Annotated in this window: 24 protein-coding genes; 7 read left to right on the forward strand and 17 right to left on the reverse strand. The window is 63.5% G+C overall.

Annotated elements, in window-relative coordinates:
* The 8 genes from CAG34_RS23650 to CAG34_RS23685 form a co-directional block, all read right to left on the reverse strand.
* Positions 1-274, reverse strand: a 274-nt coding sequence (locus CAG34_RS23650) for a transposase (protein ID WP_143516533.1), incomplete at its 3' end; no start/stop codon positions are given.
* Positions 275-366: 92 nt separating this feature from the next.
* Positions 367-1,419, reverse strand: coding sequence for an AI-2E family transporter (locus CAG34_RS23655; RefSeq protein ID WP_075045831.1), 1,053 nt, complete (start codon positions 1,417-1,419; stop codon positions 367-369).
* Positions 1,420-1,431: 12 nt separating this feature from the next.
* Positions 1,432-2,226 carry a DUF4892 domain-containing protein gene (locus tag CAG34_RS23660; RefSeq protein WP_025339954.1) on the reverse strand — a complete coding sequence of 265 codons (795 nt, stop codon included), beginning with the start codon at positions 2,224-2,226 and terminating at the stop codon, positions 1,432-1,434.
* Between the two features lie 109 nt (positions 2,227-2,335).
* Positions 2,336-3,190: an alpha/beta hydrolase gene (locus CAG34_RS23665; protein ID WP_025339955.1), complete on the reverse strand. Its 855-nt coding sequence runs from the start codon at positions 3,188-3,190 to the stop codon at positions 2,336-2,338.
* Entirely contained in the window at positions 3,187-3,975 is a 789-nt protein-coding gene (locus CAG34_RS23670; RefSeq protein WP_085592762.1) for an alpha/beta fold hydrolase, read from the reverse strand. The genes CAG34_RS23665 and CAG34_RS23670 overlap by 4 nt, the downstream gene beginning before the upstream one ends.
* Before the next feature lie 304 nt (positions 3,976-4,279).
* Positions 4,280-4,738: a phosphohistidine phosphatase SixA gene (gene sixA / locus CAG34_RS23675; RefSeq protein ID WP_015271084.1), complete on the reverse strand. Its 459-nt coding sequence runs from the start codon at positions 4,736-4,738 to the stop codon at positions 4,280-4,282.
* Positions 4,735-5,082: a DUF4389 domain-containing protein gene (locus CAG34_RS23680; RefSeq protein WP_025339957.1), complete on the reverse strand. Its 348-nt coding sequence runs from the start codon at positions 5,080-5,082 to the stop codon at positions 4,735-4,737. The genes sixA and CAG34_RS23680 overlap by 4 nt, the downstream gene beginning before the upstream one ends.
* Positions 5,083-5,118: 36 nt before the next feature.
* A complete protein-coding gene (locus CAG34_RS23685; RefSeq protein WP_025339958.1) occupies positions 5,119-6,144 on the reverse strand; it encodes an NAD(P)H-dependent glycerol-3-phosphate dehydrogenase in 1,026 nt (341 codons plus the stop codon).
* 221 nt (positions 6,145-6,365) lie between these two features.
* Here CAG34_RS23685 and CAG34_RS23690 point away from each other — a divergent pair, with 221 nt between their 5' ends.
* The 5 genes from CAG34_RS23690 (at position 6,366) to fabB (ending at position 13,286) form a co-directional block, all read left to right on the forward strand.
* Positions 6,366-8,513: a TonB-dependent siderophore receptor gene (locus CAG34_RS23690; RefSeq protein WP_177325767.1), complete on the forward strand. Its 2,148-nt coding sequence runs from the start codon at positions 6,366-6,368 to the stop codon at positions 8,511-8,513.
* Entirely contained in the window at positions 8,513-9,403 is an 891-nt protein-coding gene (locus CAG34_RS23695; protein ID WP_085592764.1) for an ABC transporter substrate-binding protein, read from the forward strand. The genes CAG34_RS23690 and CAG34_RS23695 overlap by 1 nt, the downstream gene beginning before the upstream one ends.
* The gene (locus tag CAG34_RS23700; protein ID WP_025339961.1) at positions 9,400-11,331 is read left to right on the forward strand and encodes an ATP-binding protein; all 1,932 of its coding nucleotides are present in this window, start codon (positions 9,400-9,402) and stop codon (positions 11,329-11,331) included. The genes CAG34_RS23695 and CAG34_RS23700 overlap by 4 nt, the downstream gene beginning before the upstream one ends.
* A 207-nt stretch (positions 11,332-11,538) precedes the next feature.
* A complete protein-coding gene (fabA, locus tag CAG34_RS23705; RefSeq protein ID WP_003251509.1) occupies positions 11,539-12,054 on the forward strand; it encodes a 3-hydroxyacyl-[acyl-carrier-protein] dehydratase FabA in 516 nt (171 codons plus the stop codon).
* An 11-nt stretch (positions 12,055-12,065) separates the two neighbouring features.
* The gene (gene fabB, locus CAG34_RS23710; RefSeq protein ID WP_013973429.1) at positions 12,066-13,286 is read left to right on the forward strand and encodes a beta-ketoacyl-ACP synthase I; all 1,221 of its coding nucleotides are present in this window, start codon (positions 12,066-12,068) and stop codon (positions 13,284-13,286) included.
* Between the two features lie 176 nt (positions 13,287-13,462).
* On the opposite strand, the gene CAG34_RS23715 is transcribed toward fabB, so the two are convergent.
* On the reverse strand, positions 13,463-14,467 hold the full coding sequence (locus CAG34_RS23715; protein WP_085592766.1) for an amidohydrolase family protein: 1,005 nt from the start codon (positions 14,465-14,467) through the stop codon (positions 13,463-13,465).
* A gap of 117 nt (positions 14,468-14,584) precedes the next feature.
* Between CAG34_RS23715 and CAG34_RS23720 the strand changes: the two genes are divergently transcribed.
* Positions 14,585-15,448 (forward strand): pirin family protein, encoded by an 864-nt coding sequence (locus CAG34_RS23720; RefSeq protein WP_085592769.1) that lies wholly within the window; start codon positions 14,585-14,587, stop codon positions 15,446-15,448.
* A gap of 115 nt (positions 15,449-15,563) precedes the next feature.
* Here CAG34_RS23720 and CAG34_RS23725 read toward each other — a convergent pair whose 3' ends face one another.
* The 4 genes from CAG34_RS23725 to CAG34_RS23740 form a co-directional block, all read right to left on the reverse strand.
* Positions 15,564-16,289, reverse strand: a complete 726-nt coding sequence (locus tag CAG34_RS23725; RefSeq protein ID WP_015271090.1) for a dienelactone hydrolase family protein — start codon at positions 16,287-16,289, stop codon at positions 15,564-15,566.
* Between the two features lie 79 nt (positions 16,290-16,368).
* Complete coding sequence (gene htpG / locus CAG34_RS23730; protein ID WP_025339964.1) at positions 16,369-18,273, reverse strand: molecular chaperone HtpG; 1,905 nt, start codon at positions 18,271-18,273, stop codon at positions 16,369-16,371.
* Positions 18,274-18,343: 70 nt separating this feature from the next.
* The gene (locus CAG34_RS23735; protein WP_025339965.1) at positions 18,344-18,826 is read right to left on the reverse strand and encodes a PaaI family thioesterase; all 483 of its coding nucleotides are present in this window, start codon (positions 18,824-18,826) and stop codon (positions 18,344-18,346) included.
* Complete coding sequence (locus CAG34_RS23740; protein ID WP_085592771.1) at positions 18,823-19,299, reverse strand: PaaI family thioesterase; 477 nt, start codon at positions 19,297-19,299, stop codon at positions 18,823-18,825. Before CAG34_RS23740 ends, CAG34_RS23735 begins: the two co-directional genes overlap by 4 nt.
* A gap of 154 nt (positions 19,300-19,453) precedes the next feature.
* On the opposite strand from CAG34_RS23740, the gene CAG34_RS23745 reads away from it, so the two are divergent.
* On the forward strand, positions 19,454-19,747 hold the full coding sequence (locus CAG34_RS23745) for a hypothetical protein (protein WP_015271093.1): 294 nt from the start codon (positions 19,454-19,456) through the stop codon (positions 19,745-19,747).
* A gap of 67 nt (positions 19,748-19,814) precedes the next feature.
* Here CAG34_RS23745 and CAG34_RS23750 read toward each other — a convergent pair whose 3' ends face one another.
* The 4 genes from CAG34_RS23750 to sucC all read right to left on the reverse strand — a co-directional run bounded on the left by CAG34_RS23750 (position 19,815) and on the right by sucC (position 24,723).
* Positions 19,815-20,564, reverse strand: a complete 750-nt coding sequence (locus tag CAG34_RS23750) for a DUF599 domain-containing protein (RefSeq protein WP_025339967.1) — start codon at positions 20,562-20,564, stop codon at positions 19,815-19,817.
* A gap of 310 nt (positions 20,565-20,874) precedes the next feature.
* A complete protein-coding gene (gene brnQ / locus CAG34_RS23755; RefSeq protein ID WP_075045845.1) occupies positions 20,875-22,188 on the reverse strand; it encodes a branched-chain amino acid transport system II carrier protein in 1,314 nt (437 codons plus the stop codon).
* Between the two features lie 484 nt (positions 22,189-22,672).
* Positions 22,673-23,557: a succinate--CoA ligase subunit alpha gene (sucD, locus tag CAG34_RS23760; RefSeq protein ID WP_004376004.1), complete on the reverse strand. Its 885-nt coding sequence runs from the start codon at positions 23,555-23,557 to the stop codon at positions 22,673-22,675.
* Entirely contained in the window at positions 23,557-24,723 is a 1,167-nt protein-coding gene (sucC, locus tag CAG34_RS23765) for an ADP-forming succinate--CoA ligase subunit beta (protein ID WP_003254205.1), read from the reverse strand. Before sucC ends, sucD begins: the two co-directional genes overlap by 1 nt.
* Positions 24,724-24,854 lie beyond the last annotated feature (131 nt).

Here is a 24,854-nt window from a genome sequence, read left to right on the forward strand (position 1 = left end):
CTGTTTGGCGCAGGGACAGGCGATGCTCAAGCATGTACTTGAGCACCCGCCGCTTGAATTCCTCGGTGTAGCGGCGACCATGCGAGCGAGGGCTGAGGCAGGCATCGACTTGGTAGCCAGCAACCCAGCGCCGAAGCAGGCTGAAATCGATGCCAAAGTGTTGTGCCACCTTGCGAAAGCCCCAGCTGCCCTCTAGGTAAGCGGTGATAGCGGTGAGCTTGAACTGCTCTGTGTATTTACCCATAGATCCCCCAAGGGTTGGATTGGTGTCCAACTTCTTGGGGGCAGTCCAGAGACCGCACCACTCTCCCGGGCTGCGGAGATCCTTGTGGGAGCGGGTTCACCCGCGAAGAGGCCAGTACAGGTTTACTGCTGAGGCGGCTGCGGGACAGCGTTGCGGCTCCAGTCCAGCAGCAGGCTGTAGCCGACCGCCAGCAAGGTCGGCCCGATGAACAGGCCAATGAAGCCAAAGGCGATCAAACCGCCGAATACCCCCAGCAGCACGATCACCAGCGGCAGGTTGCCGCCACGGCTGATCAGGTACGGTTTGAGCACGTTGTCCACGCCACTGATGATGAAGGTGCCCCAAACCCCCAGGAACACCGCCATGCCGTATTCGCCCTTCCATACCAGCCAGCCCGTGGCCGGGATCCAGGCCAGTGGCGGGCCCATGGGGATCAGGCTGAGCATGAAGGTCACCAGCCCCAGCACGATGGCCCCGGGCACACCGGCAATCAGGAACCCGATCAACGCCAGCACGCCCTGCGCGGCGGCCGTACCGATCACCCCGTTGACCACCCGCTGCACCGTACCGGCCACCAGCTCCAGGTAGTACTCGGCACGGTCGCCCATCAGGCGGTGCAGCAAGCGCAGGACGAACGCCGACAAGCGCGGGCCGTCGCGGTAGAAGAAGAACACGAATACCAGGCTGAGGGTCAGCTCCAGCACGCCGCTGCCGATCTGCGCGCTGCGCGCCAGCAACCAGTTGCCCACCTGCCCCAGGTGCGGCTTGACCGAGGCCAGCAAGGCCGCGCCTTGCTGGTCCAGCGATTGCCACCAGCTGACCAGGCGCTCGCCAACCAACGGGATGCCACCCAGCCAGGCCGGGGCATCGGGCAGGCCGTCCACCTGCACGTCACGCACGAACGCCGTCGCATCGCGAATGTGATCGGCCAGGTTGAACCCCAGCCACACCAGCGGCAGCGCCACGATCAGGATCCAGGCAGTGGTCAGCAGGCTGGCCGCCAGGGTTTCGCGCCCGCCCAGCGCACGCGTCAGCAAGCGCATCAACGGCCAGCTGGCAAAGGCCAGGATGGCGCCCCACAACAGCGCTGAAATGAAAGGTGCCATCACCCACAGGCCGGCACCCAGCAGCGCCAGCAGCAGAATCTGGACCAGCAAGCGGTCATTGTTAGCCATGGTGGTGCCCGTTCAACGGATCAGTTCAAGGTGCAGGCCGTCGGTAGGCGCGCTACCGACTTCGAGGCGGCCATTGCGCACCCCCGCCTTGACCAGCGCCTCGCGCCAGGCTTCAGCCTGGGCGCCACTGAGGCTGGCACGCAGGGTGCTGTCGAGGTTCAGGCTGCGGGCCAGCAGGTTCGCCCAGGCGTCTTGCGGTGCGGCCAGGTCAGGGTAGTCGAGCTTGCCGGTGTCGCGCATTTCGCGCAGCACCGTGGCGGCGGTCGGCAGCAGTTCGCCCAGCGGGCTGCCGGCGACGAACTCTTCCACGTGCAGGTAGGCGCGGCGGTTGCCGCGGGTGACGCTGTACAGCGCAACCAGGGTGTCGGCCTGCTCCGCCGAGCGGCGCAGCAGGATGAACGCCTGCTGCTCGTCGCCGCCGTTGAGGCGGGCATTGGCGAACACATCATTGGCCCACAGGCTGGCCTCGCCGCAATCGCGCCCCTGGCACCAGAACAGCGGGTAGCCGCCGTCGCGCTGCAGTGCTTCGCGAGCGCTGGTGAAGGCTTCACGAGCAGTACGCTCGACCGGCAGTTCGTAGGTTACCGAGCTGACCTGGCCACGGCTTTCGACCTTGTCCTCGACCCGCAGGCGGCCGCTGATCTTGCGCAGCGGGCCCATGGGGTAGACACGCTCCTGCTCCACGGCCGGGCGCTGGTCGACCACCTTGGCGTCCACCGGTACCGGCAGGCTGCCGGCCCACAAAACGGGGCTGGCGAACACCAGGCAGGCAGCGAAGGCATTACGGATGGCAACAGGCGCGCTCATTGGCGAACCAGGCGGCGCTCAGCGCCGAGGTGAAGCTCCAGGATGTCTGGCAGTTGCATGGTTGTCTCCCTGTTCAACCCGCCAAGCCTCGACACTTGTCCGGTGCAAGTCAAGCAAAGCCAAAGAAGCGATTGAAACAGTCTGCGACAAGGGCCGCGCCCTGCTCATCGTTCAGGTGCAGGTGATGGCCACCGGGCAGCGTCACCTGCTCGAAGGGTAGCTGCTCCAGCAACCCTGTGTGGCGCGCCAGCATGCCGTCGGCAGCCACCACCAGGCGCGCCGGGCAACTTACCCGGCGCACGTAGGCCATGGCCTGGGCCTCGCTCAGGCGCACTGGCGAAGGCAGGGTCAGGCGGCTGTCGCTGCGCCAGCTGTAACCGCCGGGCACCGGCATCAAGCCACGCTGGGCCAGCAGCTCGGCTGCCTCGCGACTGACCGCGACCATGCCTTTCATGCGTGCCTGCACGCCCTGCTCCAGTGTGGTGTACACCGACTTGCGCTTGCCATCCAGGCGTAACTGGGCCTGCAGTGCCATGCCCAGCCGCTCGCCGGCATCCTGCTCGGCGCCGGTCGGCGGGATGACCCCGTCGATCAGGGCCAGATGGCTGACCCGCTCCGGCAGCGCGCCAGCCAGTTGCACGGAAATGATTGCCCCCAGCGAATGGCCCAGCAGGGCGAAACGTTGCCAACCCAGCTGCTCGGCCACCCGCAGCACGTCATGGGCGTAGTCGGCCAGGGCATAGCCGGCGCCGAGCGGCCGGTGCTCGGAGTAACCATGCCCGGCCAGGTCCAGGGCGACGATGCGCAGGCCTTTCAGCTGCGGCGCCAGGCGGGCGAAACTGTTGGCGTTGTCCAGCCAGCCATGCAGGGCGATTACCGGCAGCCCGTCCTCGGGGCCGAACAGGTGCGCTGCCAGTTCGATATGGCCCAGGCTCAGGCGGATCTCCTCGACCTGCGCGCTCATGCCTGGCTCCAGCGGTCGAACAGGCCCTTGATCAGGCTGGCGGTGTCGGTTGGCCGCTCCAGCGGGAACATGTGCCCACCCGGCACGCTGTGGAACTCGCCCCTGGGCATGCCGCGCACAGCCAGTGTGTGGTGGCGGCGAATGACGTTGCTGCGGTCGCCACGGACCATGGCCAGCGGCACCTGCAATTGCCGCGCGGGCGCAGGGCTGGTATGCGGGATGCTGCGGTAGATGCTGATTTCCGTGGCCGGGTCGAAGCGCAACTGCAGCCCCTGCTCCATCGCCTGCAGGCCGTGCTCTATGTAGGCATCGAGGCATTCGGGATCGAAATGGCGGAACAGTGACTTGCCGGCGAAATAGTCCCGGGCACTGTCGCGGTCATTGAAGGTTTCGCGGCGCCCCAGGGTGCGGCCAGCCGGGGTGATACGGTCAATGAAGCCGAAGCGCTTGGCGGTGCGCAGCAGCCACTGGTCGGCGCGGGTGAGCACCGGCGAGTCGAGCATCACCACGCCGCGGTAGTACTCGGGGCAGCGCAAGGCTGCGTGCAGGTGCAACACCCCGCCCAGCGAATGGCCGACGCCCCATACCGGCTGGTCCTGCCGGGCCAGGTGGTGCAGCAGTTCATCGACCAGGCTCTGCCAGTTGTCGTCCACCGGAAAGCGCGGATCGTGGCCGTGCTGGGCCAGGTGCTGCACCTGGTAGTCCGGTGCCAGGGCGGCGAACAGCTTGCCGTAGGTGGCCGATGGGAAACCGTTGGCATGGGCGAAGAAGATCTGCTGCGACATGGCGCCGGGTCCGGATGAGGGATGATGGCCCATTGTCGGTATCGCGGGGCAGTTCGGCAACGTCCGGAAAGGTCATCGGCGAGGGCTATCAGGTCAGGCTTGCGGGAGATCGCCCAGCCCTTTGGGCTGCGCTGTCGCGTAGATAACTGAGTTCGCAAGCAATCCGCAAACACTGTGGGAGCGGCTTTAGCCGCGAAGAATCCAACACAGTGCATGGCACCGGCTGCGCCGGTGTTCGCGGCTAAAGCCGCTCCCACAGCTCAAGGCGGGGGCGGTACCTGTCCGCGCAGCGCCCCCCTGGGTTTCAGGCCGGCGAGTTGATCGCCCGAAGGGTCATCAGCCCAGCCAGCGGCCAGTCCCCTTCCAGCTCCGCCAGGCTTGCAGTGCTCATGCCTGCCGGTTGCTGCTGGTGGCCATGCTGCAACGCCCCTACCAGGGTACCCACCAAAGGCTGGTGGCTGACCAGCAGCACATGCTCCAGGCCCAAGCGCTCGATTTCGCCGATGACCTGCTGCACATCACTGTCAGGCGTCAGCCAGGGCACGGTGCGCACCGGTTCGGCGAAGCCCAGGGTGTCATGCACCAGGGCGGCCGTTTGCTGGGCGCGTACGTAAGGGCTGGCGATGATCGCCTGCAGCGGCTGGCCCAGCAGGCGAGCGGCGCTGTGCAGCACCTGCTCGCGACCATGGGCGGTCAGCCGGCGCTCGGCATCGCTGTTGGCCCGCGGCTCCGCTTCACCGTGGCGCAGCACCCACAGCTTCACAGCTTGGGCTCCTCGTCACGCACCGGGTGCGGGGCCGGAGCCACTGCATGCGGCGCCTCGCCTTCCGGGGCACGCGGTGCCGGCCAGTCGGCGAACGGCCAGGGCTTCTGGTCGCTGTGGAAGCTGCCGAAGCGGCCGATCTGCGCCAGGTACTGGCTCAGGCTGTCGCCAAAGTTCATCAGGCTGGCGCTGGGGGCGCCGTACACCAGGCGGTAGATCAGTTGTACCAGCACCAGGCCACCGAGCAGCAGCTCGGCCAGCTGCCAGACCACCAGGAACACCACCATCCACAGGACCCGCAGGATGATCGACTCGCGCTGGGCGCGTTCGGGCGTATCGTTCATGTGTTGCTCCTTGCTGTTGTCAGAGCCGCTGAAGGCTCAGTTGAAACCGCTGATGGAAATGAAATCGACATCGGTCTTCGGCTCGGCACGCATCAGGTGCTCGATCACCTGGTTCAGCGTGCGGCCTTCGAACAGGATGGCATGCAGGCCAGCCACCAGCGGCATGTACACCTGCACTTCCTGCGCCTTGGCCTTGAGCACCTTTAGGGTGTTGACGCCTTCGGCCACTTCGCCCAGACGGTTGACCGCCTGCTCCAGGCTCAGGCCCTGGCCCAGCGCGTGGCCGACCTGGTAGTTGCGGCTCTTGGGCGAGGAGCAGGTGACGATCAGGTCACCGACACCGGCCAGGCCGAGGAAGGTCATGGGGTTGGCGCCCTGGCTGACAGCGAAGCGGGTCATCTCGGCCAGGGCGCGGGTAATCAGCATGCTCTTGGTGTTCTCGCCCATGCCCAGGGCCACCGCCATGCCGGCGATGATGGCGTAGACGTTCTTCAGCGCCCCGCCCAGCTCGACGCCAAAGCGGTCGGCACTGGCATAGACGCGGAAGGTACGCCCATGCAGCACGGCCTGCACCTGCTGGCACAGTTTTTCGTCCTCGCTGGCAACCACCGTGGCGGTCAGCGCATGTTCGGCGATTTCACGGGCCAGGTTGGGGCCGGACAGCACGCCGATGCGCGCCTCGGGGGCGATTTCCTCGAGGATCTGGCTCATCAGCTTGAAGCTTTGCGCTTCGATGCCCTTGGTCAGGCTGACCAGGCCCTTGCCGCGCAGCAGCTCGGCATGCGGGGCCAGCACGCTGCGCAAGGCGCTCGATGGCAGGGCGACGAAAATCAGCTCGCTGGCCTGCAGGGTGGCCAGCAGGTCGCTGACCGGCTCGACGCCGTCGTGCAGGCGGATGCCCTTGAGGTAGCGCGGATTCTCGCGATTGACGCGCATGGCCTCGGCCTGTTCCGGGTCGCGCATCCATTGGCGCACCGGCACACCGTTTTCTGCCAGCAGGTTCGCCACGGCGGTGCCGAAGCTGCCGCCTCCCAGAACTGCAACAGGTTGCTGTTCAGTCATATCCAATCCGTTAAAGCCAAAAGTTAAGTGGCGACCCGGCCATTATACGGCTCGCCTGCTACAGAACCAGTGTCAGTACTGGCCTCTTCGCGGGTAAACCCGCTCCCACAGGTACAACGAAGCCTTCAGTAGCGGTGCGGTCCTTGTGGGAGCGGGTTTACCCGCGAAAGGGCCATCACGGGTAATGCAGATCACTGGCAAATACGCCACGGTCAGTTACCATGCCTGTTTCAATCCTGATACAAGGCCGCTTTGTGTTCCCTGGCACGCCCCCGTACCCGCGCCTGCTCATACTGACTGCCCTGCTCGGTGGCCCGGCCGTGGCCGATGACCTGTTCATCGACAACACGGACCTGCCGCAGGTTCTGACCGCCACGCGCCTGAAACAATCCCCCGCCGCAGTCCCGGGCAGCATGACCGTGCTCGACAGCGAGCTGATCCGCGCCAGCGGTGCCCGCGACATCCCCGAACTGCTGCGCCTGGTGCCGGGCATGATGGTGGGCTACAACGCCGGCAACCAACCCACGGTCAACTACCACGGCAGCAACGTCAACGATGCCCGGCGCATGCAGGTGCTGATCGATGGCCGTTCGGTGTACCGCGCCGGCCTGGCCACGGTGGACTGGAGCGACATCCCCCTGGCCATGGAGGATATCGAGCGCATCGAGGTGTTCCGCGGCCCCAACACGGTCAGCTATGGCGCCAACGCGCTGATGGCGGTGGTCAACATCCTTACTCGCAACCCTGCCGACAGCCATGGCACGCGGCTGAAGATGACCCGCGGCCAGGACGGCATCAACGATTTCTACGCCAGCCACGGCTTTGGCTGGGATGGCGGCGACATGCGCCTGTCGCTGTCCGGCCAGCAGGACGATGGCTTCGACGAGAACCAGTTCGGCCAGGATTACCGCGACAGCCGCCGGCTGACCCGCTTCAATATCAACGCCAGCCACAGCCTGGCACACGACCAGACCCTGGAATGGCAACTGGCGGCGAAGGAAGGCAGCAACCAGCGGCCTTATACCTATCAGCCGGTGTTCGCCAAATACGAAGCCGGTAACAACGCTGACGTCAATGCCAAGGACTACGCCGGCTCATTGCGCTGGACCAAGGACTTCAGCTCCGAGCACAGCCTGTATATCCAAGGCTCTGCCCAGCATTTCGACCGCCAGCAGGTGTGGCGTGCCTGTGACGCCTTGCAGTCGTTCAGCCCGGAATTGACCCAGCTCTGGCAAATGAACCCTGATTTCGCCGAAAAAGTGGCGCGCGGCATTGCTACCGGCGCACCACTTTCGACCAATGATCCCGTCATGAAAGCGCTTCTGGAGAAGGTCCAGCAGCAATGGGCGAACGGTGGCAAGCAGCAGGTCTGCGGCGACGTCGACCAGAGCACCCGCGAAACCCGCTACGACCTGGAAATCCAGGACACCCTGAGCCTGACCGACAGCCTGCGCCTGCTCAGCGGCATGAACTACCGCTATGATCGTGCCGACTCGCAGACCTACTTCAATGGCAGCATCGACGACCAGACCTGGCGCCTGTTCGGCCAGCTGGAGTGGCGCGCCGACGAGCACTGGATCCTGCAGGGCGGCGCCATGTTCGAGGACTCGCGCCTGTCCGGCAGCTCGCTGACCCCACGCGTGGCGGTCAATTACCTGATCACCCCGCGCCATGGCCTGCGTGCGGTGTATTCCGAGGCAGTGCGCTCGCCAGACATGTTCGAGAACAACATCAACTGGAGCTACACGGTCAAGAACCTGACCCCCAACGCTTTCGGACTGCAAAACGGCGAATACTTCGTCAAGACCCGCGGCCCGGGCGACCTCGACCAGGAACGCATGCGCTCGCGCGAGCTGGGCTACAACGGCTACTTCAGCGACATCGACCTGAACATGGATGTGAAGCTGTTCTACGACGAGATCACCGGAATGATCAGCGAGCCCCTGAAGAACAACCAGTACATCGCCAGCAACGCCAACAAGGCCCGTTTCAGCGGCAGCGAGGCGCAACTGGACTGGCGCCCGACCCTGCGCGACCGCCTGCGCCTTACCTACGCCTACGTGGATGCCTGGGCCAGCAACCCCGCCGACCGCCGCCTCAGCGCGCGCAACAGCGGCTCGGCCGGGTGGATGCGCGAGTGGGGCGACGGCTGGTCCAGTGCGCTGTTCTATTACGGCGACGATGCGCTCAACCAATACCGCTACGAGCGCCTGGACCTGCGCCTGGCCAAGCGTTTCCGGGTGCATGGCAGCAACCTGGAGCTGGCGGCGCTGTGGCAACAGCGCCTGGACGATGAGCCGACCACGGCAATCCAGAACCGCTACGACAGCCGCCACCGCCTGAGCGTCAGCGCGGAGCTGGAGTTCTGATGGCCCTGCTGCTGCGCCTGTTGCTGTTGTGCCTGTGGCCGATGGGGCCGCTGTCCGCCAGCGAAATCGTGTTGGTAGGCGCGGAAGACCAGCCCGGCATTCGCAGTTTCGTCGCTGCGCTGGAAAGCCGCCGGCCGCACGATCACGTGCATTTCCAGACCACCGCCGACCTGCCACGCCCGGGCAAGCTCAAGGCTGACCAGCGCCTGATCTTGCTGGACAACGCCGCACTGGAGTGGCGCCTTGGGGAAACCGCCGGCCCGCCGGCCCTGGCCATGAGGGTCAGCCGGGTACAGGCTGAACAGCGCCTGGGAAAGTCGCGGCCCGCGTTCCTCACGCTGCTGTGGAGCGACCCGCCGCTGGGCCGGCAGCTGCGCCTGGCGCGCTACCTGCTGCCCCAGGCCCAGCGCATTGGTGTGCTGTACGGTGAGCACAGCAGCTTTCTGCTCGAAGAGCTGCGCCATGCCGCCCGCGCGCTGGGCCTGGAGATCATTGCCCAGGACTGGCCCGACCCGCGCGACAGCCGCCCTTTGCAACATTTGTTGGCCAACAGTGATGTGCTGCTGGGCCTGGACGACGCCGACCTGTTCAACTCCAAGACTGCGAAGAACCTGCTGTTGAGCAGCTATGGCCGGCAGATGGCGCTGATCGGCCCGAACGCCGGGTTCGTCCGTGCCGGCGCCCTGGCCAGCACCTTCAGTGACCAGGACGATTGGCTGGCGGTACTCGACCAGTTGCTCGACCAGCCACCGGCGCGCTGGCCGCGCAGCCTGTACCCGGTACGCTTCGGCGTCAGCGGCAACCAGCAGGTGGCGCGCGCCCTGGGCCTTGAACCGATCGATCCGAACGCCGCCGCCAAGGCCCTGGCCGAAGGAGAACCCACCCCATGAGCAAGCGCCTGAGCTGGGACATCCACACCCGCACCCAGATCATCAGCCTCGGCCCTGCCCTGCTGCTGACCTTGCTGCTGATCAGCTTCTTCACCTTCGTGCGTATCCAGGACCTGCGCCAGGAACTGAACCACACCGGGCAACTGATCGCCAACCAGCTGGCGCCAGCCTCGGAATACGGGGTGATCTCGGGCAACAACGAAGTGCTCGAAGGCCTGATGCGCGCCACACTCAGCATCCCCCACGTGCGCTTCCTCGAGGTGCAGGACAGCCGCAACCACATCCTGGTGTACGTGGAGCAGTCCGACGAAAGCGCCAACCGCGCGCAGCGCGTCGAAGTGTTCCAGGCACCCATCCGCCTGCAGCAGATCCGCCTGGACAGCGACTTCCTGCAACAGGGCAAGGCCACCACCCCGGCCATCGGCGACGATTATCTGGGCCGGGTCATCGTCGGCATGTCCGATGACGCCTTCAGCCAGCGCCAGCAGGAAATCGTGATCAAGGCCGGTATCCTCGCGCTGTTCGCCCTGCTGTTCACCTTCCTGCTGGCGCGCCGCCTGGCCCTGAGCCTGGCAAAGCCGATCAGCGACATGGGGCATGCGGTCAAGGCCATCCAGCAGGGCGAGTACCACACCCTGTTGCCGGTGGTCGATGACAGCGAACTGGGCCACTTGGCGCGCCACATCAACAACCTGGCCCACGCCCTGGAGCAGGCCAGCAATGAACAGAAGCAGGCCATTGCCGAACTGATCCAGGCCCGCGAGGAGGCCGAACAGGCCAACCGCGCCAAATCGGACTTCCTGGCGATGATGAGCCACGAGCTGCGCACGCCGATGAATGGCGTACTGGGCATGCTGCAGTTGCTGGAAACCACCCAGCTGAACAGCGAACAGGCCGAGTACACCGCGGTGGCCAGCGAGTCTACCGGGCACCTGCTCAAGGTCATCAACGACATCCTCGACTTCTCGCGCATCGAACGCGCCGCGCTGCAACTGGAACACATCGACTTCAACCTGGGCGAGCTGATCACCAGCAGCGTCCAGTCGTTCCAGCACAGCGCCCAGCAGCGCGGCCTTGCCCTGCACCTGCAACTGCCGGCGGGTATCGAGCAGCTGCAGGTGAACGGCGACCCCACGCGCATCCGCCAGATCCTGCTGAACCTGGTCGGCAATGCGCTGAAATTCACCGAACGCGGCCAGGTACAGGTCGAGGCGCGCTGGCAGGTGCTTGACCGGCAACTGATCTGGCTGACCTGCAGTGTGCGCGACACTGGTATCGGCATCGACAACGAGCGCCTGGAAATGATGTTCGTCGCCTTCCAGCAGGCCGACAGCTCGATTTCCCGCCGCTATGGCGGCACCGGGCTGGGGCTGTCGATCGCCCGCACCCTGGCCGAACGCATGGGCGGCAAGCTGCGCGGCGAAAGCCGTGAAGGCCTGGGCTCGACCTTTACCCTGGAGATGCCGCTGGCCCTGGCCAGCCCTGCCCCGGTCTCGCTGACGCTGCCAAGCGCTGCGCCGCCGGCGGTGGCCGACAATGATCAGGTGCTGCTGGTAGAGGACAATCCGGTCAACCAAAGTGTCATCGAGGCCATGCTGCGTAGCCTGGGCCTGGCGGTTTGCACGGCCGAGGACGGCCTGGAGGCGGTCGAACGGGTCAGCCGGCAGCGTTTTGCCGCCGTGCTGATGGACTGCCGCCTGCCGCACCTGGACGGCTATGAAGCCACCCGGCGTATCCGCCAGCTGCCCAACGGCGCCAGGCTACCGATCATCGCCCTGACCGCCAACGCCTTGCAGGGCGACCGCGAGCGTTGCATGGCGGCCGGCATGGACGACTACCTGAGCAAACCCTTGCGCCGCACCGAACTGCAGCGCGTGCTGCAGCGCTGGCTACCCGGTCAGACAACCGCGACTGGCGATAAATGCTAAAGTGCGGCAGTCTTAAACACTGGACAGGACCTTCATCGGACCTGAAAATAGACGTTTCAGTGCACACCTGTACTTCTTTCACCGGGTGCACTGTGACTTTCACCACAACGCAATAGTCTACCTGTAGGCTGCCGTCTCGGACGCGATGCGTATCGGGCCGGCCGGGAAGATTCATCCCCTGCCGCAGGGGGTTATTGAGGAGCTCGCATGACCAAACAACACGCCTTTACTCGGGAAGACCTGCTGCGCTGCAGTCGCGGTGAGCTGTTCGGCCCAGGTAATGCGCAACTGCCCGCGCCGAACATGCTGATGGTCGATCGCATCACCCATATCAGCGAAGAAGGCGGCAAGTACGGCAAAGGTGAATTGGTCGCCGAGCTGGATATCAATCCGGACCTGTGGTTCTTCGCCTGCCACTTCGAAGGCGACCCGGTAATGCCGGGCTGCCTGGGCCTCGATGCCATGTGGCAGCTGGTAGGTTTCTTCCTCGGCTGGCAGGGCCTGCCGGGCCGCGGTCGCGCCCTGGGTTCGGGCGAGGTGAAGTTCTTTGGCCAGGTACTGCCGGAAGCCAAGAAAGTCACTTACAACATTCACATCAAGCGCGTCCTGAAGGGCAAGCTGAACATGGCCATCGCCGATGGCTCGGTCAGCGTCGACGGCCGCGAGATCTACACTGCCGAAGGCCTGCGGGTCGGCGTGTTCACCTCCACTGACAATTTCTAAGGGTTATTCGCATGCGCCGCGTCGTTATCACTGGTCTGGGCATCGTATCGTGCCTGGGCAATGACAAAGCTACCGTCACCGAAAACCTGCGCAACAGCCGTCCGGGTATCCGTTACAACCCGGAATACAAGGAAATGGGGCTGCGTAGCCAGGTTTCCGGGTCCATCGACCTCAACCTCGAAGAACTGATCGACCGCAAGGTCTACCGCTTCGTCGGCCACGCTGCTGCCTACGCCTACCTGGCGATGCAGGACGCGATCAAGGACGCCGGCCTGACCGAAGAGCAGGTTTCCAACCCGCGTACCGGCCTGGTGGCTGGCTCCGGCGGCGCCTCGACCCTGAACCAGATGGAAGCGCTGGACACCCTGCGCGAGAAAGGCGTCAAGCGCGTCGGCCCGTACCGCGTTACCCGCACCATGGGCAGCACCGTTTCGGCGTGCCTGGCCACCCCGTTCAAGATCAAGGGCATCAACTACTCGATCTCGTCGGCCTGCGCCACTTCGGCACACTGCATCGGCACCGCCCTGGAGCAGATCCAGTGGGGCAAGCAGGACATCGTCTTCGCCGGTGGCGGTGAAGAAGAGCACTGGAGCCAGTCGTTCCTGTTCGATGCCATGGGCGCCCTGTCGACCAAGCGCAACGAAACCCCGGAGCAGGCCTCGCGCGCCTACGACGCCGACCGTGATGGCTTCGTCATCGCTGGCGGTGGCGGCATGGTGGTGGTCGAGGAGCTGGAACACGCCCTGGCCCGTGGCGCCAAGATCTACGCGGAAATCGTCGGTTACGGCGCCACTTCCGACGGCTACGACATGGTTGCCCCGAGCGGCGAAGGTGCCATCCGCTGCATGCAGCAGGCGCTGTCGACCGTCGACACCCCGATCGACTACCTGAACACCCACGGCACCTCGACCCCGGTCGGTGACGTTGCCGAGATCAAGGGCGTTCGCGCCGTGTTCGGCGACAAGGCACCGAAGATCAGCTCGACCAAGAGCCTGTCGGGCCACTCGCTGGGCGCTGCTGGCGTACACGAGGCGATCTACTGCCTGCTGATGATGGAAAACAACTTCATCGCCGGCTCCGCCAACATCGACGAGCTGGACCCGGAGGTCGCCGACCTGCCGATCCTGCGCAAGACCGAAGAAAACGCCAAGATCGACACGGTCATGAGCAACAGCTTCGGCTTCGGCGGCACCAACGCCACCCTGGTGCTCAAGCGCTGGGAAGGCAAGTAAGACGCTGCTGCGGTAAACGAAAACGCCCCGACTGGTTCGGGGCGTTTTCATTTGTATCGCCTGTGCTGGCCCTATCGCCGGCAAGCCAGCTCCCACAGGTACTGCATAGGCTTCGGAACCTGCGCAGTACCTGTGGGAGCTGGCTTGCCGGCGATAGGGCCAGCACAGGAAAACCCTTATTTCTGCCTGGGCAGTACAGCCAGAAAATTCTCCCTGGCCACCTTGTTGGCAACTTGTTCCGGCAATGCATCCAGAAACGGCCTGAACCCATGCATCTGCTCCCCAAGGCTACCAAACCGCCCCACCACATCCGAACCCAGCATGAACCGCTCCGGGAACCTTTCGACCAGTGCCAGCCACGCCTTGCGCGGCACACCCCGGTCATCCAGCAGATAAGGCTCCAGCACGCTCCACGACAAATCGACATACAGGTTCGGGTAATCCTCCAGTAACCGCGTCAGCACCGGCAGCAGAAAGTCCATCTGTGTCTGGTGCCGGTGAATCTCCATGCTGCTGCCGGCGTGCGCCCAGATAAACCGCGTGTGCGGGTGATTGCGCAGTGGCTCTTCGATCTCCGCCAGGTACAAGGGGTTGCGCTCGCGTTTGGAGGTGATGTTGGAATGCAGCAGCACCGGCAAGTCGCGCTCGGCTGCCAGGTGATAGATACGCGTCATCGCTTCGTTGTTGGCGCGCGGCGTGTCACCGCTGGTCAGTGCCGTCAGGTCATCGTGGCGGGTGAACACTTCGCCAATGCCCTGCCACAGCCCCGGATACAGATCGAGCATGCGCTCGATATGGCTGGCGGCGTTCTTGTCCACCGGATTGAAGCCGGCCAGGAACGGATGAAAGCGCTTGCGCTGCTCGTCGGGCAGTTGCTGCAACGCCGCAGCCACGTAGGTGTCGGTGGCGCTGTACCAGTAGGCTTCGGCGTCATCCCCAGCGTAATAGCGCGGGCGCTTGGGCTCGTCTTCGTGCCACTTCTTGGCCACCGGGATGCCGGAAATCATCGACTGCTCGATACCGGCGGCGTCCATGGCCTTGATCAGCGCGGGCATGCCTTCGCTTTCCTGGAAGAAGTCGACGTAGTGCAGGTGGGCGTCACTGTAGCGGTAGTCGCGCGCCTGCGCCGCTTGGCACAGCCAGGTGGATAACAGCACGCAGGCCAGCGCTCTGACGATCATGATGAAGCTTCCTTTTCCGGGTACCACACCTCTAGACCGGCCAGCCAACGAGACGGTTCAGCCGCAGCGGGCAAACCGCTATGCTTGGGGCATTTCCACCTTGCCTGGAGCCTTCCCATGAGCAGCCCCCTGGTCATCCGCCCACGTGCCGAATCGGTCGAGGGCCAGCCGATCCTGCGCCCGCTGCCGTCGGCCCAGTGCCGCAGCGTCGGCCCTTTCGTGTTTTTCGACCACATGCTCGAAACCGACTATGCCCCTGGGCATGGCATGGACATCCGCCAGCACCCGCATATCGGCCTGTCGACCCTTACCTACCTGTTCGAAGGGGCAATCCTGCACAAGGACAGCCTCGGCTCGGCGCAACGGGTGCTGCCGGGCGATGTCAGCTGGATGACCGCAGGCAGCGGCGTGGCCCATGTCGAGCGCACGCCTGAAGATGCCCTGGCCCATGGTTCACGCCTGCACGGGCTGCAGGTATGGCTGGCATCGCCACGCGAGCATGAACAAGGCCCGGCAAGTTACAGCCACCACCCGGCGGCAAGCCTGCCGGTCAGCGAGAGCCTGGGGGTGCGCATCTGCATGATTGCCGGCAGCGGGTTCTGCCTGGAGTCGCCGGTGCCGGTGCTCTCCCCTACTCTTTACGCGCATGTGCGGATGCAGCCGGCGACTACCTTGCAGGTGCCGAATGAGCATGCGCAACGGGCGCTGTACGTACTGGATGGCGAATTGCTGATGAACGATGAGGAGGTGGAGCCGTGTAGCCTGGTGGTGCTGCCGGAGGGCGAAGAGGTGACACTGTATGCGGAAGGTGAGTGCCAACTGGTGCTGATTGGTGGCGCGCCGCTGGATGGGCCGCGGCGGATGAACTGGAACTTTGTCGCCAGTGATGTGGAACTGATCGAACAGGCCCGGGCCAAGTGGGCTGCGGGGGATTGGCCGGTGGTGCCGGGGGAAACTTCGAGGATCGAGCTGCCCAGGTAATTTTGGGGCTGCTTTGCAGCCCATCGCCGGCAAGCCAGCTCCCACAGGTACGGCGCTGTCTTCACTGTGGGAGCTGGCTTGCCGGCGATGGGCCGCACAGCGGCCCCCTGCAATCTCAGCGCTGGAACACTTCGGTCAGCAGGTTATGCATCGAGCGGAACGCCCGCTCCGAGGTACGCCGGTCATACTGCATCTTGCCCGGCACATTGGCACTCGGGTCGGTAAACGAGTGCACCGCGCCGCCATAGCTGAGCAATTGCCAGTCAACCTTGGCCGCGTTCATCTCCTCCTCGAAGGCCGGCAGCTGCTCCTTCGGCACCAGTGGGTCGGAAGCGCCGTGCAGCACCAGCACCGAGCCCTTGATGCGCTTGGCATCTTCCGGGTTCGGCGTGTCCAGCGTGCCATGGAACGACACCGCCGCACGCAAATCGGCGCCAGTACGGGCCAGCTCCAGTGCACAGCAGCCACCAAAGCAGAAACCAAACGTGCCGACCTTGCCCGGCTCCAGCAGCGCCTTCGACTGCCCCAACAGTTGCGCCAGGGCTTCCTGCATACGCTTGCGCAGCTCGCCACGGTCGTTCTTCAACGGCATCATCGCCGCGCCGGCCTCGTCGGCGTTGGACGGACGCACCGATTGCCCGTACAGGTCGGCAATCAGCACCACATAGCCCTTCTCGGCCACTTCCTTGGCGATGCGCTCGGCACCTTCGCCGATACCCATCCAGTTCGGCGCCATCACCAGGCCTGGCCGCCCCAGCGCGCCCGGCTCGTAGACCAGGCGGCTTTCATACGCCTTGCCGGACAGGTGATAGACCAGCGATTCGACGATTACTTTGCTCATCAAGCACTCCTTTGGCACTCGTCATCAATATGCTCGCCATGAAAAAAGCCCGCCGAAGCGGGCTTTCCTATGCATCAACTCAAGCAGACAGCTCGACCAGCAGCTTGTTCAGGCGACGAACGTAAGCCGCCGGGTCCTTCAAGCTGTCACCGGCCGCCAGGGCCGCCTGATCGAACAGGATGTGCGACAGCTCGGCAAAGCGGTCTTCGCTCTGCTCGTTGTCCAGCTTCTCGATCAGCGGGTGGGTCGGGTTGAACTCGAAGATCGGCTTGGACTCCGGCACCTTCTGCCCGCTGGCTTCGAGGATCTGGCGCATCTGCAGGCCCAGGTCCTGTTCACCGATGGCCAGGATCGCCGGCGAGTCGGTCAGGCGGTGCGACACGCGCACCTCGGCCACGCTGTCACCAAGCGCGCCCTTCAGGCGCTCGACCAGGCCTTCCTTGTCCTTGGCGACTTCTTCCTGGGCCTTCTTGTCTTCTTCCGAATCCAGCTTGCCCAGGTCCAGGTCGCCACGGGCGACGTCGACGAAGGCCTTGCCGTCGAACTCGTTGAGGTAGCTCATCAGCCACTCGTCGATACGGTCGGTCAGCAGCAGCACCTCGATGCCTTTCTTGCGGAAGACTTCCAGGTGCGGGCTGTTCTTGACCTGCGCGTACGACTCGCCGGTGAGGTAGTAGATCTTGTCCTGGCCTTCCTTGGCGCGTGCCAGGTAGTCGGCCAGGGCAACGCTCTGCTCGCCGCTGTCGTCCTGGGTGGAAGCGAAGCGCAGCAGGCCGGCGATCTTTTCCTTGTTGGCGAAGTCTTCGGCCGGGCCTTCCTTCAGCACCTGGCCGAAGTTCTTCCAGAAGCCCTTGTACTGCTCGGGCTCGTTCTTCGCCAGCTTCTCCAGCATGTCCAGCACGCGTTTGGTCAGCGCGGTCTTCATCGAGTCGATGATCGGGTCTTTCTGCAGGATTTCACGCGACACGTTCAGCGACAGGTCGTTGGAATCGACCACACCCTTGATGAAGCGCAGGTACAGCGGCAGGAACGACTCGGCCTGGTCCATGATGAACACGCGCTGCACGTACAACTTCAGGCCGCGTGGCGCTTCGCGCTGGTACAGGTCGAACGGCGCGCGGGCCGGCACGTACAGCAGCGAGTTGTATTCGAGCTTGCCTTCGACCTTGTTGTGGCTCCAGGCCAGCGGGTTTTCGAAGTCATGGCCGATGTGCTTGTAGAACTCCTGGTACTCCTCGTCCTTGATCTCGGTACGCGGACGGGTCCACAGGGCGCTGGCACGGTTGACGGTTTCCCACTCTTCGGCCGGCTGTTCTTCGCCTTCGGCGGCAGCTTGCTCCTTCGGCAGCTGGATCGGCATGGCGATGTGGTCGGAGTACTTCTTGACCACGTTGCGCAGGCGCCAGCCATCAGCGAACTCCTGCTCGTCCTTCTTCAGGTGCAGGACGATGCGGGTGCCGCGCTGTGGCTTGTCGATGGTGGCGACTTCGAACTCGCCCTCGCCTTTCGACGACCAGTGCACGCCTTCGGCGGCCGGCTGGCCGGCACGACGGCTGTACACGTCGACCTTGTCGGCAACGATGAACGCAGAGTAGAAGCCCACACCGAACTGACCGATCAGGTGCGAGTCCTTCTTCTGGTCACCGGTGAGGTTCTTCATGAAGTCGGCGGTGCCGGACTTGGCGATGGTACCCAGGTGGGCGATGACGTCTTCGCGGCTCATGCCGATGCCGTTGTCCTCGAGGGTAACGGTACCGGCGTCCTTGTCGAAGCTCAGGCGAATCTTCAGGTCGGCGTCGCCTTCGAACAGCTCTGGCTTGGCCAGGGCCTCGAAACGCAGCTTGTCGGCGGCGTCGGAGGCGTTGGAGATCAATTCACGCAGGAAGATCTCCTTGTTCGAATACAAGGAATGGATCATGAGGTGCAGCAGCTGCTTTACCTCGGTCTGGAAGCCCAGCGTTTCTTTTTGAGTCTCCACACTCATGGTCTTCAAAACTCCGATCTGATGGCAGTTGACGCCTGGCGGCCAGGTTGGCCTGCGTTAGCGGCGGATGTCATGCAGATGGGGGCTGCCCGGATGATTTCAAGGGCTTTTCCGGTTCGATCTTGAAATGCGCGCGAGCCGTGGCGATCGGCGACTGCCTGTCACCCTGCCAGGCGGTGATGGCCACATTGGTCACCCGCCGGCCCTGGCGCCACAGTTGGCACTGGGCGTAGGTATCGCGAAAGTGCCCGGCGCGCAGGTAATCGATGGAAAAGTCGATGATCTTCGGAATGCTCGCGCTCTCGCTGAAGATCAGCAGGTACAGCGCTGCCGACAGCTCCATGAAGCCTGCGATCACCCCGCCGTGGATGGCCGGCAGCAGCGGGTTGCCGATGTTGTCCTGGCTGGCCGGCAGGCGGAACAGCAGGTCATCGCCCTCGCGCTCGCATTCGATGCCGATCAGGCCGGCATAGGGGATCAGTGCCAGCAAAGGCCGATAGTCTCCCACTGCATGGGCGGCGTTGAGCTGTTGGCGAACCTCGTGCGGAATCATGCCCCGCCCTCCTTCAGGCTGTTGCCGAAACGGATGCCACCCTTGATCTCCTGGCCCAGGCGCATGAACGTGCCCACCACCTGGCAGATCGGCTGGGTGGGGTCGTCCTGATAGGCCGTGCCACGGGTGAAGATCACATCGCGGGTGACCCGGTAGCACTGGGCATGGCCGTAGATGTCCTTGCCGGCCTCTGCCGGGTGCATGTAGTCGATGCGCAGGTCCAGTGTCGGGCACACCTCGAAGCGCGGCAGCACGCACAGCGTGGCCATGCCGCAGGTGGTGTCCATCAGCGTGGTCAGCGCGCCGCCATGCACGGCGCCGGTCTGCGGATTGCCGACAATGGCCGGTGACCAGGGCAGCACCAGGGTCATGCCATCGGCATTGGTTTGCGCCACGCGCATTTGCAACAACTGACAATGTTTCAGGGCCGAGAGAAAACGCTCGGCCATGGCCATCAAGGTTGAATCGCTCATTGGCTGTTTCCCTGCGCATTGCCGCAGCGGCATAAAATCGTTAAAAAGTCCATATAGAACGGGGCGTTATATATGTGTAATCTTCGCGGAACTTATTCCGCGTAGTTGCACTCGAAGGAACAAGTCACTTATTCCACCAAGGAGAAACACCCCCATGCGTAAACCTTTTGCTTTTGCTCTGATGCTGGCCGCTGCCATGGGCCTGGCCGCTTGCGATAAAGCGAGCGAAGACAAAGCCCAGGACGCACAGCAACACGCCGAGCAAGCCCAGGAAAAAGCGGGCGAAGCTCAGGATAAAATGAACGAGGCTGCCAAGGAAAACGCCGAAGCCGCCAAAGATCAGGCCGAAGCCGAGCAGAAGGCCGCCGAAGAAGCCGCTCCGGCTACTCCGGCTCCGGAAGCCGCTCCAGCTACCCCAGCTGCTCCAGCCGAACCTGCCAAGCAGTAATCGGCTAAAACAAGAAAACCCGACATTGTCGGGTTTTTTTGTGCCTGAAACTTATGGATTAAACGTTTCAGGTTCCAGAAACGGTGTTTTCCTTGGCGGGTTCGATCGAAACACTTTCGGTAGGTGTGAACACCATCACATCCAACACATCCGAATGGAACTCGCGGCGGTACAGAATCAGCACTACCCCGACACTCATGACCATGAACAACCATGGGCTGATGAACCAGCTCAACATGGCCATGCCGAAGTAATAGGAACGCAGGCCCAGGTTGAACTGGTTGGCGGCAAGGGACAGCACCCGCGCCGCCCGCGAGGCGAATGCCTTGCGTTCAAGTTCATTGACCAGCCGTTCACCGATCATCGGCGCCGAACCCACCAGCACTGCCGCGAAGTTGTATTGGCGCATGCACCAGCTGAAGGTGAAAAAGGCGTAGACGAAGACCATGGCCAGGCACAGCAGCTTGATCTCCGACATGCCTTGGGACGTCTGCTGCACCAGCGGCAGGTCGGCCAGCAGCGACAGCGCCCGGTCGGAGGCCCCTAGCACGGTGAGGATACCGGCGAGGATGATCAGGGTGCTGGAGGCGAAGAACGAGGCGTTGCGCTCGAGGTTGCCGATCACGCTGGCATCGGCAATGCGGTTGTCGCGCAGCAGCATGCGGCGCATCCAGTCTTCGCGGTACAGGTGCAGCACGCTGGCCAGGCACGCGGTGTCGCGGCCCTTCCAGATGGCATAACGGGTGTAACCGCCCCAGCACAGGGCGAACCAGGCGATGGCCAACAGGTTATTGAAGTTGCTTTGGATGAAGTTCATGCAGGGTTCCCGGGAGGGCCAGATACCTGAAGGATAGGGACCGGATTTCGACGCTGGCAAGCGGCAAAAGGCACACATCCATCCTGATATTTGCACTGCTCATCCGGCCTCTTCGCGGGCACGCCCGCTCCCACAGGTACAGCGCCAATTCTGAGGTTTGCGCTTGACCTGTGGGAGCGGGCGCGCCCGCGAAGAGGCCGGTACAGGCAAAGAAAAAGCCCCGCATCCTTCCGGATGCGGGGCTCTTGAGTTTCCACCCTTGGCGAGCACCCTTCGGCTTGTGGCCGGTGCCGCCCTCAGGCTTCGACTATCAGGCCAGCGCTTCGCGCGGCTTGCCGAGCATGCGGTCGCAGGCCACGGCGCCAACCAGGGTCACCACCGAAGGCACCAGCCAGGCCAGGCCCTGGTCGCTCAACGGCAGGTGTGCCATGAAGTCTGGCAGCACGTGGGCAATGCCGCTGCCCTTGATCGCATCGACCATGCCGAACAGCAGCGATACCAGCATCACTGGCGCCAGGATGCGGGTTGGCGAGTTCCACAGGTCCTTCACGAAGCTGAGCCCGACCACCACGATGCACGGCGGGTAGATCGCGGTGAGCACCGGGATCGAGAACATGATCAGCTTGGTCAGGCCGAGGTTGGAGATCAGCAGCGAGAAGCCCGCCAGGATCACCACCAGTGCGCGGTACGACAGCGGCAGCATCTGGCTGAAGTACTCGGCGCAGGCGCAGGTCAGGCCAACCGCGGTCACCAGGCAGGCCAGCGCGATCAGCACGGCGAGGAAGCCGCTGCCCAGCGAACCGAAGGTGTGCTGCACGTAGGCATGCAGTACCGCCGCGCCGTTGGTGGCGTCAGCCGCGATATCGTGGCTGGTTGCACCCAGGCGGAACAGGCTGATGTACACCAGGGCCAGGCCGACACCGGCGATCAGGCCGGCGATGATGGCATAGCGGGTGATCAGCTTCGGCGACTCGACACCGCGCGAGCGGATGGCGTTGACGATGACGATACCGAACACCAGGGCACCCAGGGTGTCCATGGTCAGGTAACCATCGGAGAAGCCCTTGGAGAACGCTGCGGCGGCATAGGCCGGCTGCGCGTCACCAATGGTGCCGGCAGGCAGCGCGAAGGCGGCGATGCCCAGCACCGCCAGGGCGATGATCTTCAACGGCGCCAGGAAGCGGCCCACGGTATCGAGCAGCTTGCCTGGGTACATGGACACGGCCAGTACCACGAGGAAGTACACCAGGCTGTAGATGAACAGCGCCAGCGGACTTTCGCCGGTCAGCGGCGCAACGCCCACTTCGAACGATACGGTCGCGGTGCGCGGGGTGGCGAACAGCGGGCCGACCGACAAGTAGCACACGGCCGCCAGCAGGCCACCGAAGAACTTGCCGATCGGGCTGCTCAGGGCATCCATGCCGCCGCCGACCTTGGCCAGGGCGACCACGGTGATGACCGGCAGGCCCACGGCGGTAACCAGGAAGCCCAGGGCCGCCATCCATACGTGCGGGCCAGACTGCAGACCGACGATAGGCGGGAAGATGATGTTGCCAGCGCCCACGAAAAGCGCAAACGTCATAAAGCCAAGCGCCAGGATATCCTGGCCTTTGAGAACTTTCATTTAAGGTAGTACCACACTGCTGAAATCGGGATTCGAGAGGGGATTTCCCTTTGGATGAGGGGAAATGCTGCCCGGCTTGATAGGCCAGACCCGTTTAGCGTGTCGTTCCCTTTTGGGGTACGGGCACAGAGTGAACGCGTAATGTAACTGTTTTGTCAGTCAAACGCACTGGCACAGTGCTGCTTGTCCGATGTGCGTACATGTTTGTCGTCTGTGCGACCGAGGACAGCGAGAATTATCCTCGGATTGAAATATTCGTCTGCGTGAAAATTCCTATCAAACTCATCGAAAAATCCATGTTGCCTGTACCGGCCTCTTCGCGGGCTTGCCCGCTCCCACAGGGAATCACCACAGGCCCGGAATGTGGAGATCTCCTGTGGGAGCGGGCAAGCCCGCGAAGAGGCCGGCACAGGAATACCCACCCCCCAGAAACGACAAAGGCCACCCGAAGGTGGCCTCTGTGCGCGTGGGGGGTGTAGCAGTATTACTTCTTGACTTCCCAGCCAGTCAGCTCGGCCAGGGCCTTGCCGATGTCAGCCAGGGAACGCACGGTCTTCACACCAGCGTCCTGCAGGGCGGCGAACTTCTCGTCCGCAGTGCCCTTGCCGCCGGAGATGATGGCGCCAGCGTGGCCCATGCGCTTGCCCGCAGGTGCGGTAACACCAGCGATGTAGGAAACGACAGGCTTGGTGACGTTGGCCTTGATGTAGGCCGCAGCTTCTTCTTCAGCCGAACCGCCGATCTCGCCGATCATGACGATCGCTTCGGTCTTCGGGTCTTCCTGGAACAGCTTCAGGATGTCGATGAAGTTGGAGCCCGGGATCGGGTCACCGCCGATGCCGACGCAGGTCGACTGGCCGAAGCCGGCGTCGGTGGTCTGCTTCACAGCTTCGTAGGTCAGGGTGCCGGAACGCGAAACGATACCGACCTTGCCTGGCAGGTGGATGTGGCCTGGCATGATGCCGATCTTGCACTCGCCCGGGGTGATGACACCTGGGCAGTTAGGGCCGATCAGGGTCACGCCCAGCTCGTCGCACTTGACCTTGGCATCCAGCATGTCCAGGGTAGGAATGCCTTCGGTGATGCACACGATCAGCTTGATGCCGCCGAAGGCAGCTTCCAGGATCGAGTCCTTGCAGAAAGGAGCCGGAACGTAGATGACCGAAGCGTCAGCGCCGGTAGCTTCCACAGCTTCTTTCACAGTGTTGAACACTGGCAGGCCCAGGTGGGTGGTGCCACCCTTGCCTGGGGTTACGCCGCCGACCATCTTGGTGCCGTAGGCGATGGCCTGTTCGGAGTGGAAAGTACCCTGCGAGCCGGTGAAGCCCTGGCAGATGACTTTGGTGTCTTTATTGATCAGGACGCTCATTACTTGCCCTCCGCAGCTTTGACAACTTGTTGAGCAGCGTCGGTCAGGCTGGTTGCCGCAATGATGTTCAAACCGCTTTCTGCCAGTACTTTAGCGCCCAGTTCGGCGTTGTTGCCTTCAAGGCGAACGACAACCGGAACTTTCACGCCGACTTCTTTCACTGCACCGATGATGCCTTCGGCGATCATGTCGCAGCGAACGATGCCGCCGAAGATGTTGACCAGAACGGCCGCGACATTGCTGTCGGACAGAATGATCTTGAACGCTTCGGTAACGCGCTCTTTGGTAGCACCACCGCCAACGTCGAGGAAGTTGGCCGGCTTGCCGCCGTGCAGGTTGACGATGTCCATGGTACCCATGGCCAGGCCGGCACCGTTGACCATGCAGCCGATGTTGCCTTCGAGGGCAACGTAGTTCAGTTCGAACTTGGCAGCGTGGGCTTCACGGGCGTCGTCCTGCGACGGGTCGTGGAAGGTTTTCAGCTTAGGCTGACGGTACATGGCGTTGGCGTCGATGTTGATCTTGGCATCGAGGCAGTGCAGGTCGCCGTCGGCCTTGATCACCAGCGGGTTCACTTCCAGCAGGGCCAGGTCGTGATCCTTGAACAGCTTGGCCAGACCAACGAAGATCTTGGCGAACTGTTGAACTTGCTTGCCTTCCAGACCCAGCTGGAATGCCAGCTCGCGACCCTGGAACGGCTGAGCGCCGACCAGCGGGTCGATGGTGGCCTTGAGGATCTTCTCAGGCGTTTCGTGAGCGACTTTCTCGATGTCCACGCCACCTTCGGTGGAAGCCATGAACACGATACGGCGGCTCGAACGATCGACTACAGCGCCCAGGTACAGCTCTTTGGCGATGTCAGTGCAGGATTCGACCAGAATCTTGGAGACGGGTTGACCGTTGGCATCGGTCTGGTAGGTAACCAGATTCTTGCCCAACCACTGTGCAGCGAACGCCTTGGCGTCTTCTTTGCTGCGAACCAGCTTGACGCCGCCCGCTTTACCGCGACCACCCGCGTGAACCTGGGCTTTTACCACCCACTCGTTCCCGCCGATCTTGTCGCAGGCTTCTGCAGCTTGCTCAGGGGTATCGACAGCGAAACCCTTGGAAACTGGCAGGCCGTATTCAGCGAACAGCTGCTTACCCTGATACTCGTGAAGATTCATGCTTTTTACCGTCTTCGTTAGGTACTGCGCTTCGGCGCTGCGCCATCACTGGCGCCGCACCACCTGTGACCGTTGACCCCGGGTTTTCCCGTGTGATCCGGTCCGGCGGACTTTCCGCGGTGAGTCATGCA

The organism is Pseudomonas sp. B14(2017) (assembly GCF_002113255.1).
Lineage (GTDB): Bacteria > Pseudomonadota > Gammaproteobacteria > Pseudomonadales > Pseudomonadaceae > Aquipseudomonas > Aquipseudomonas putida_Z.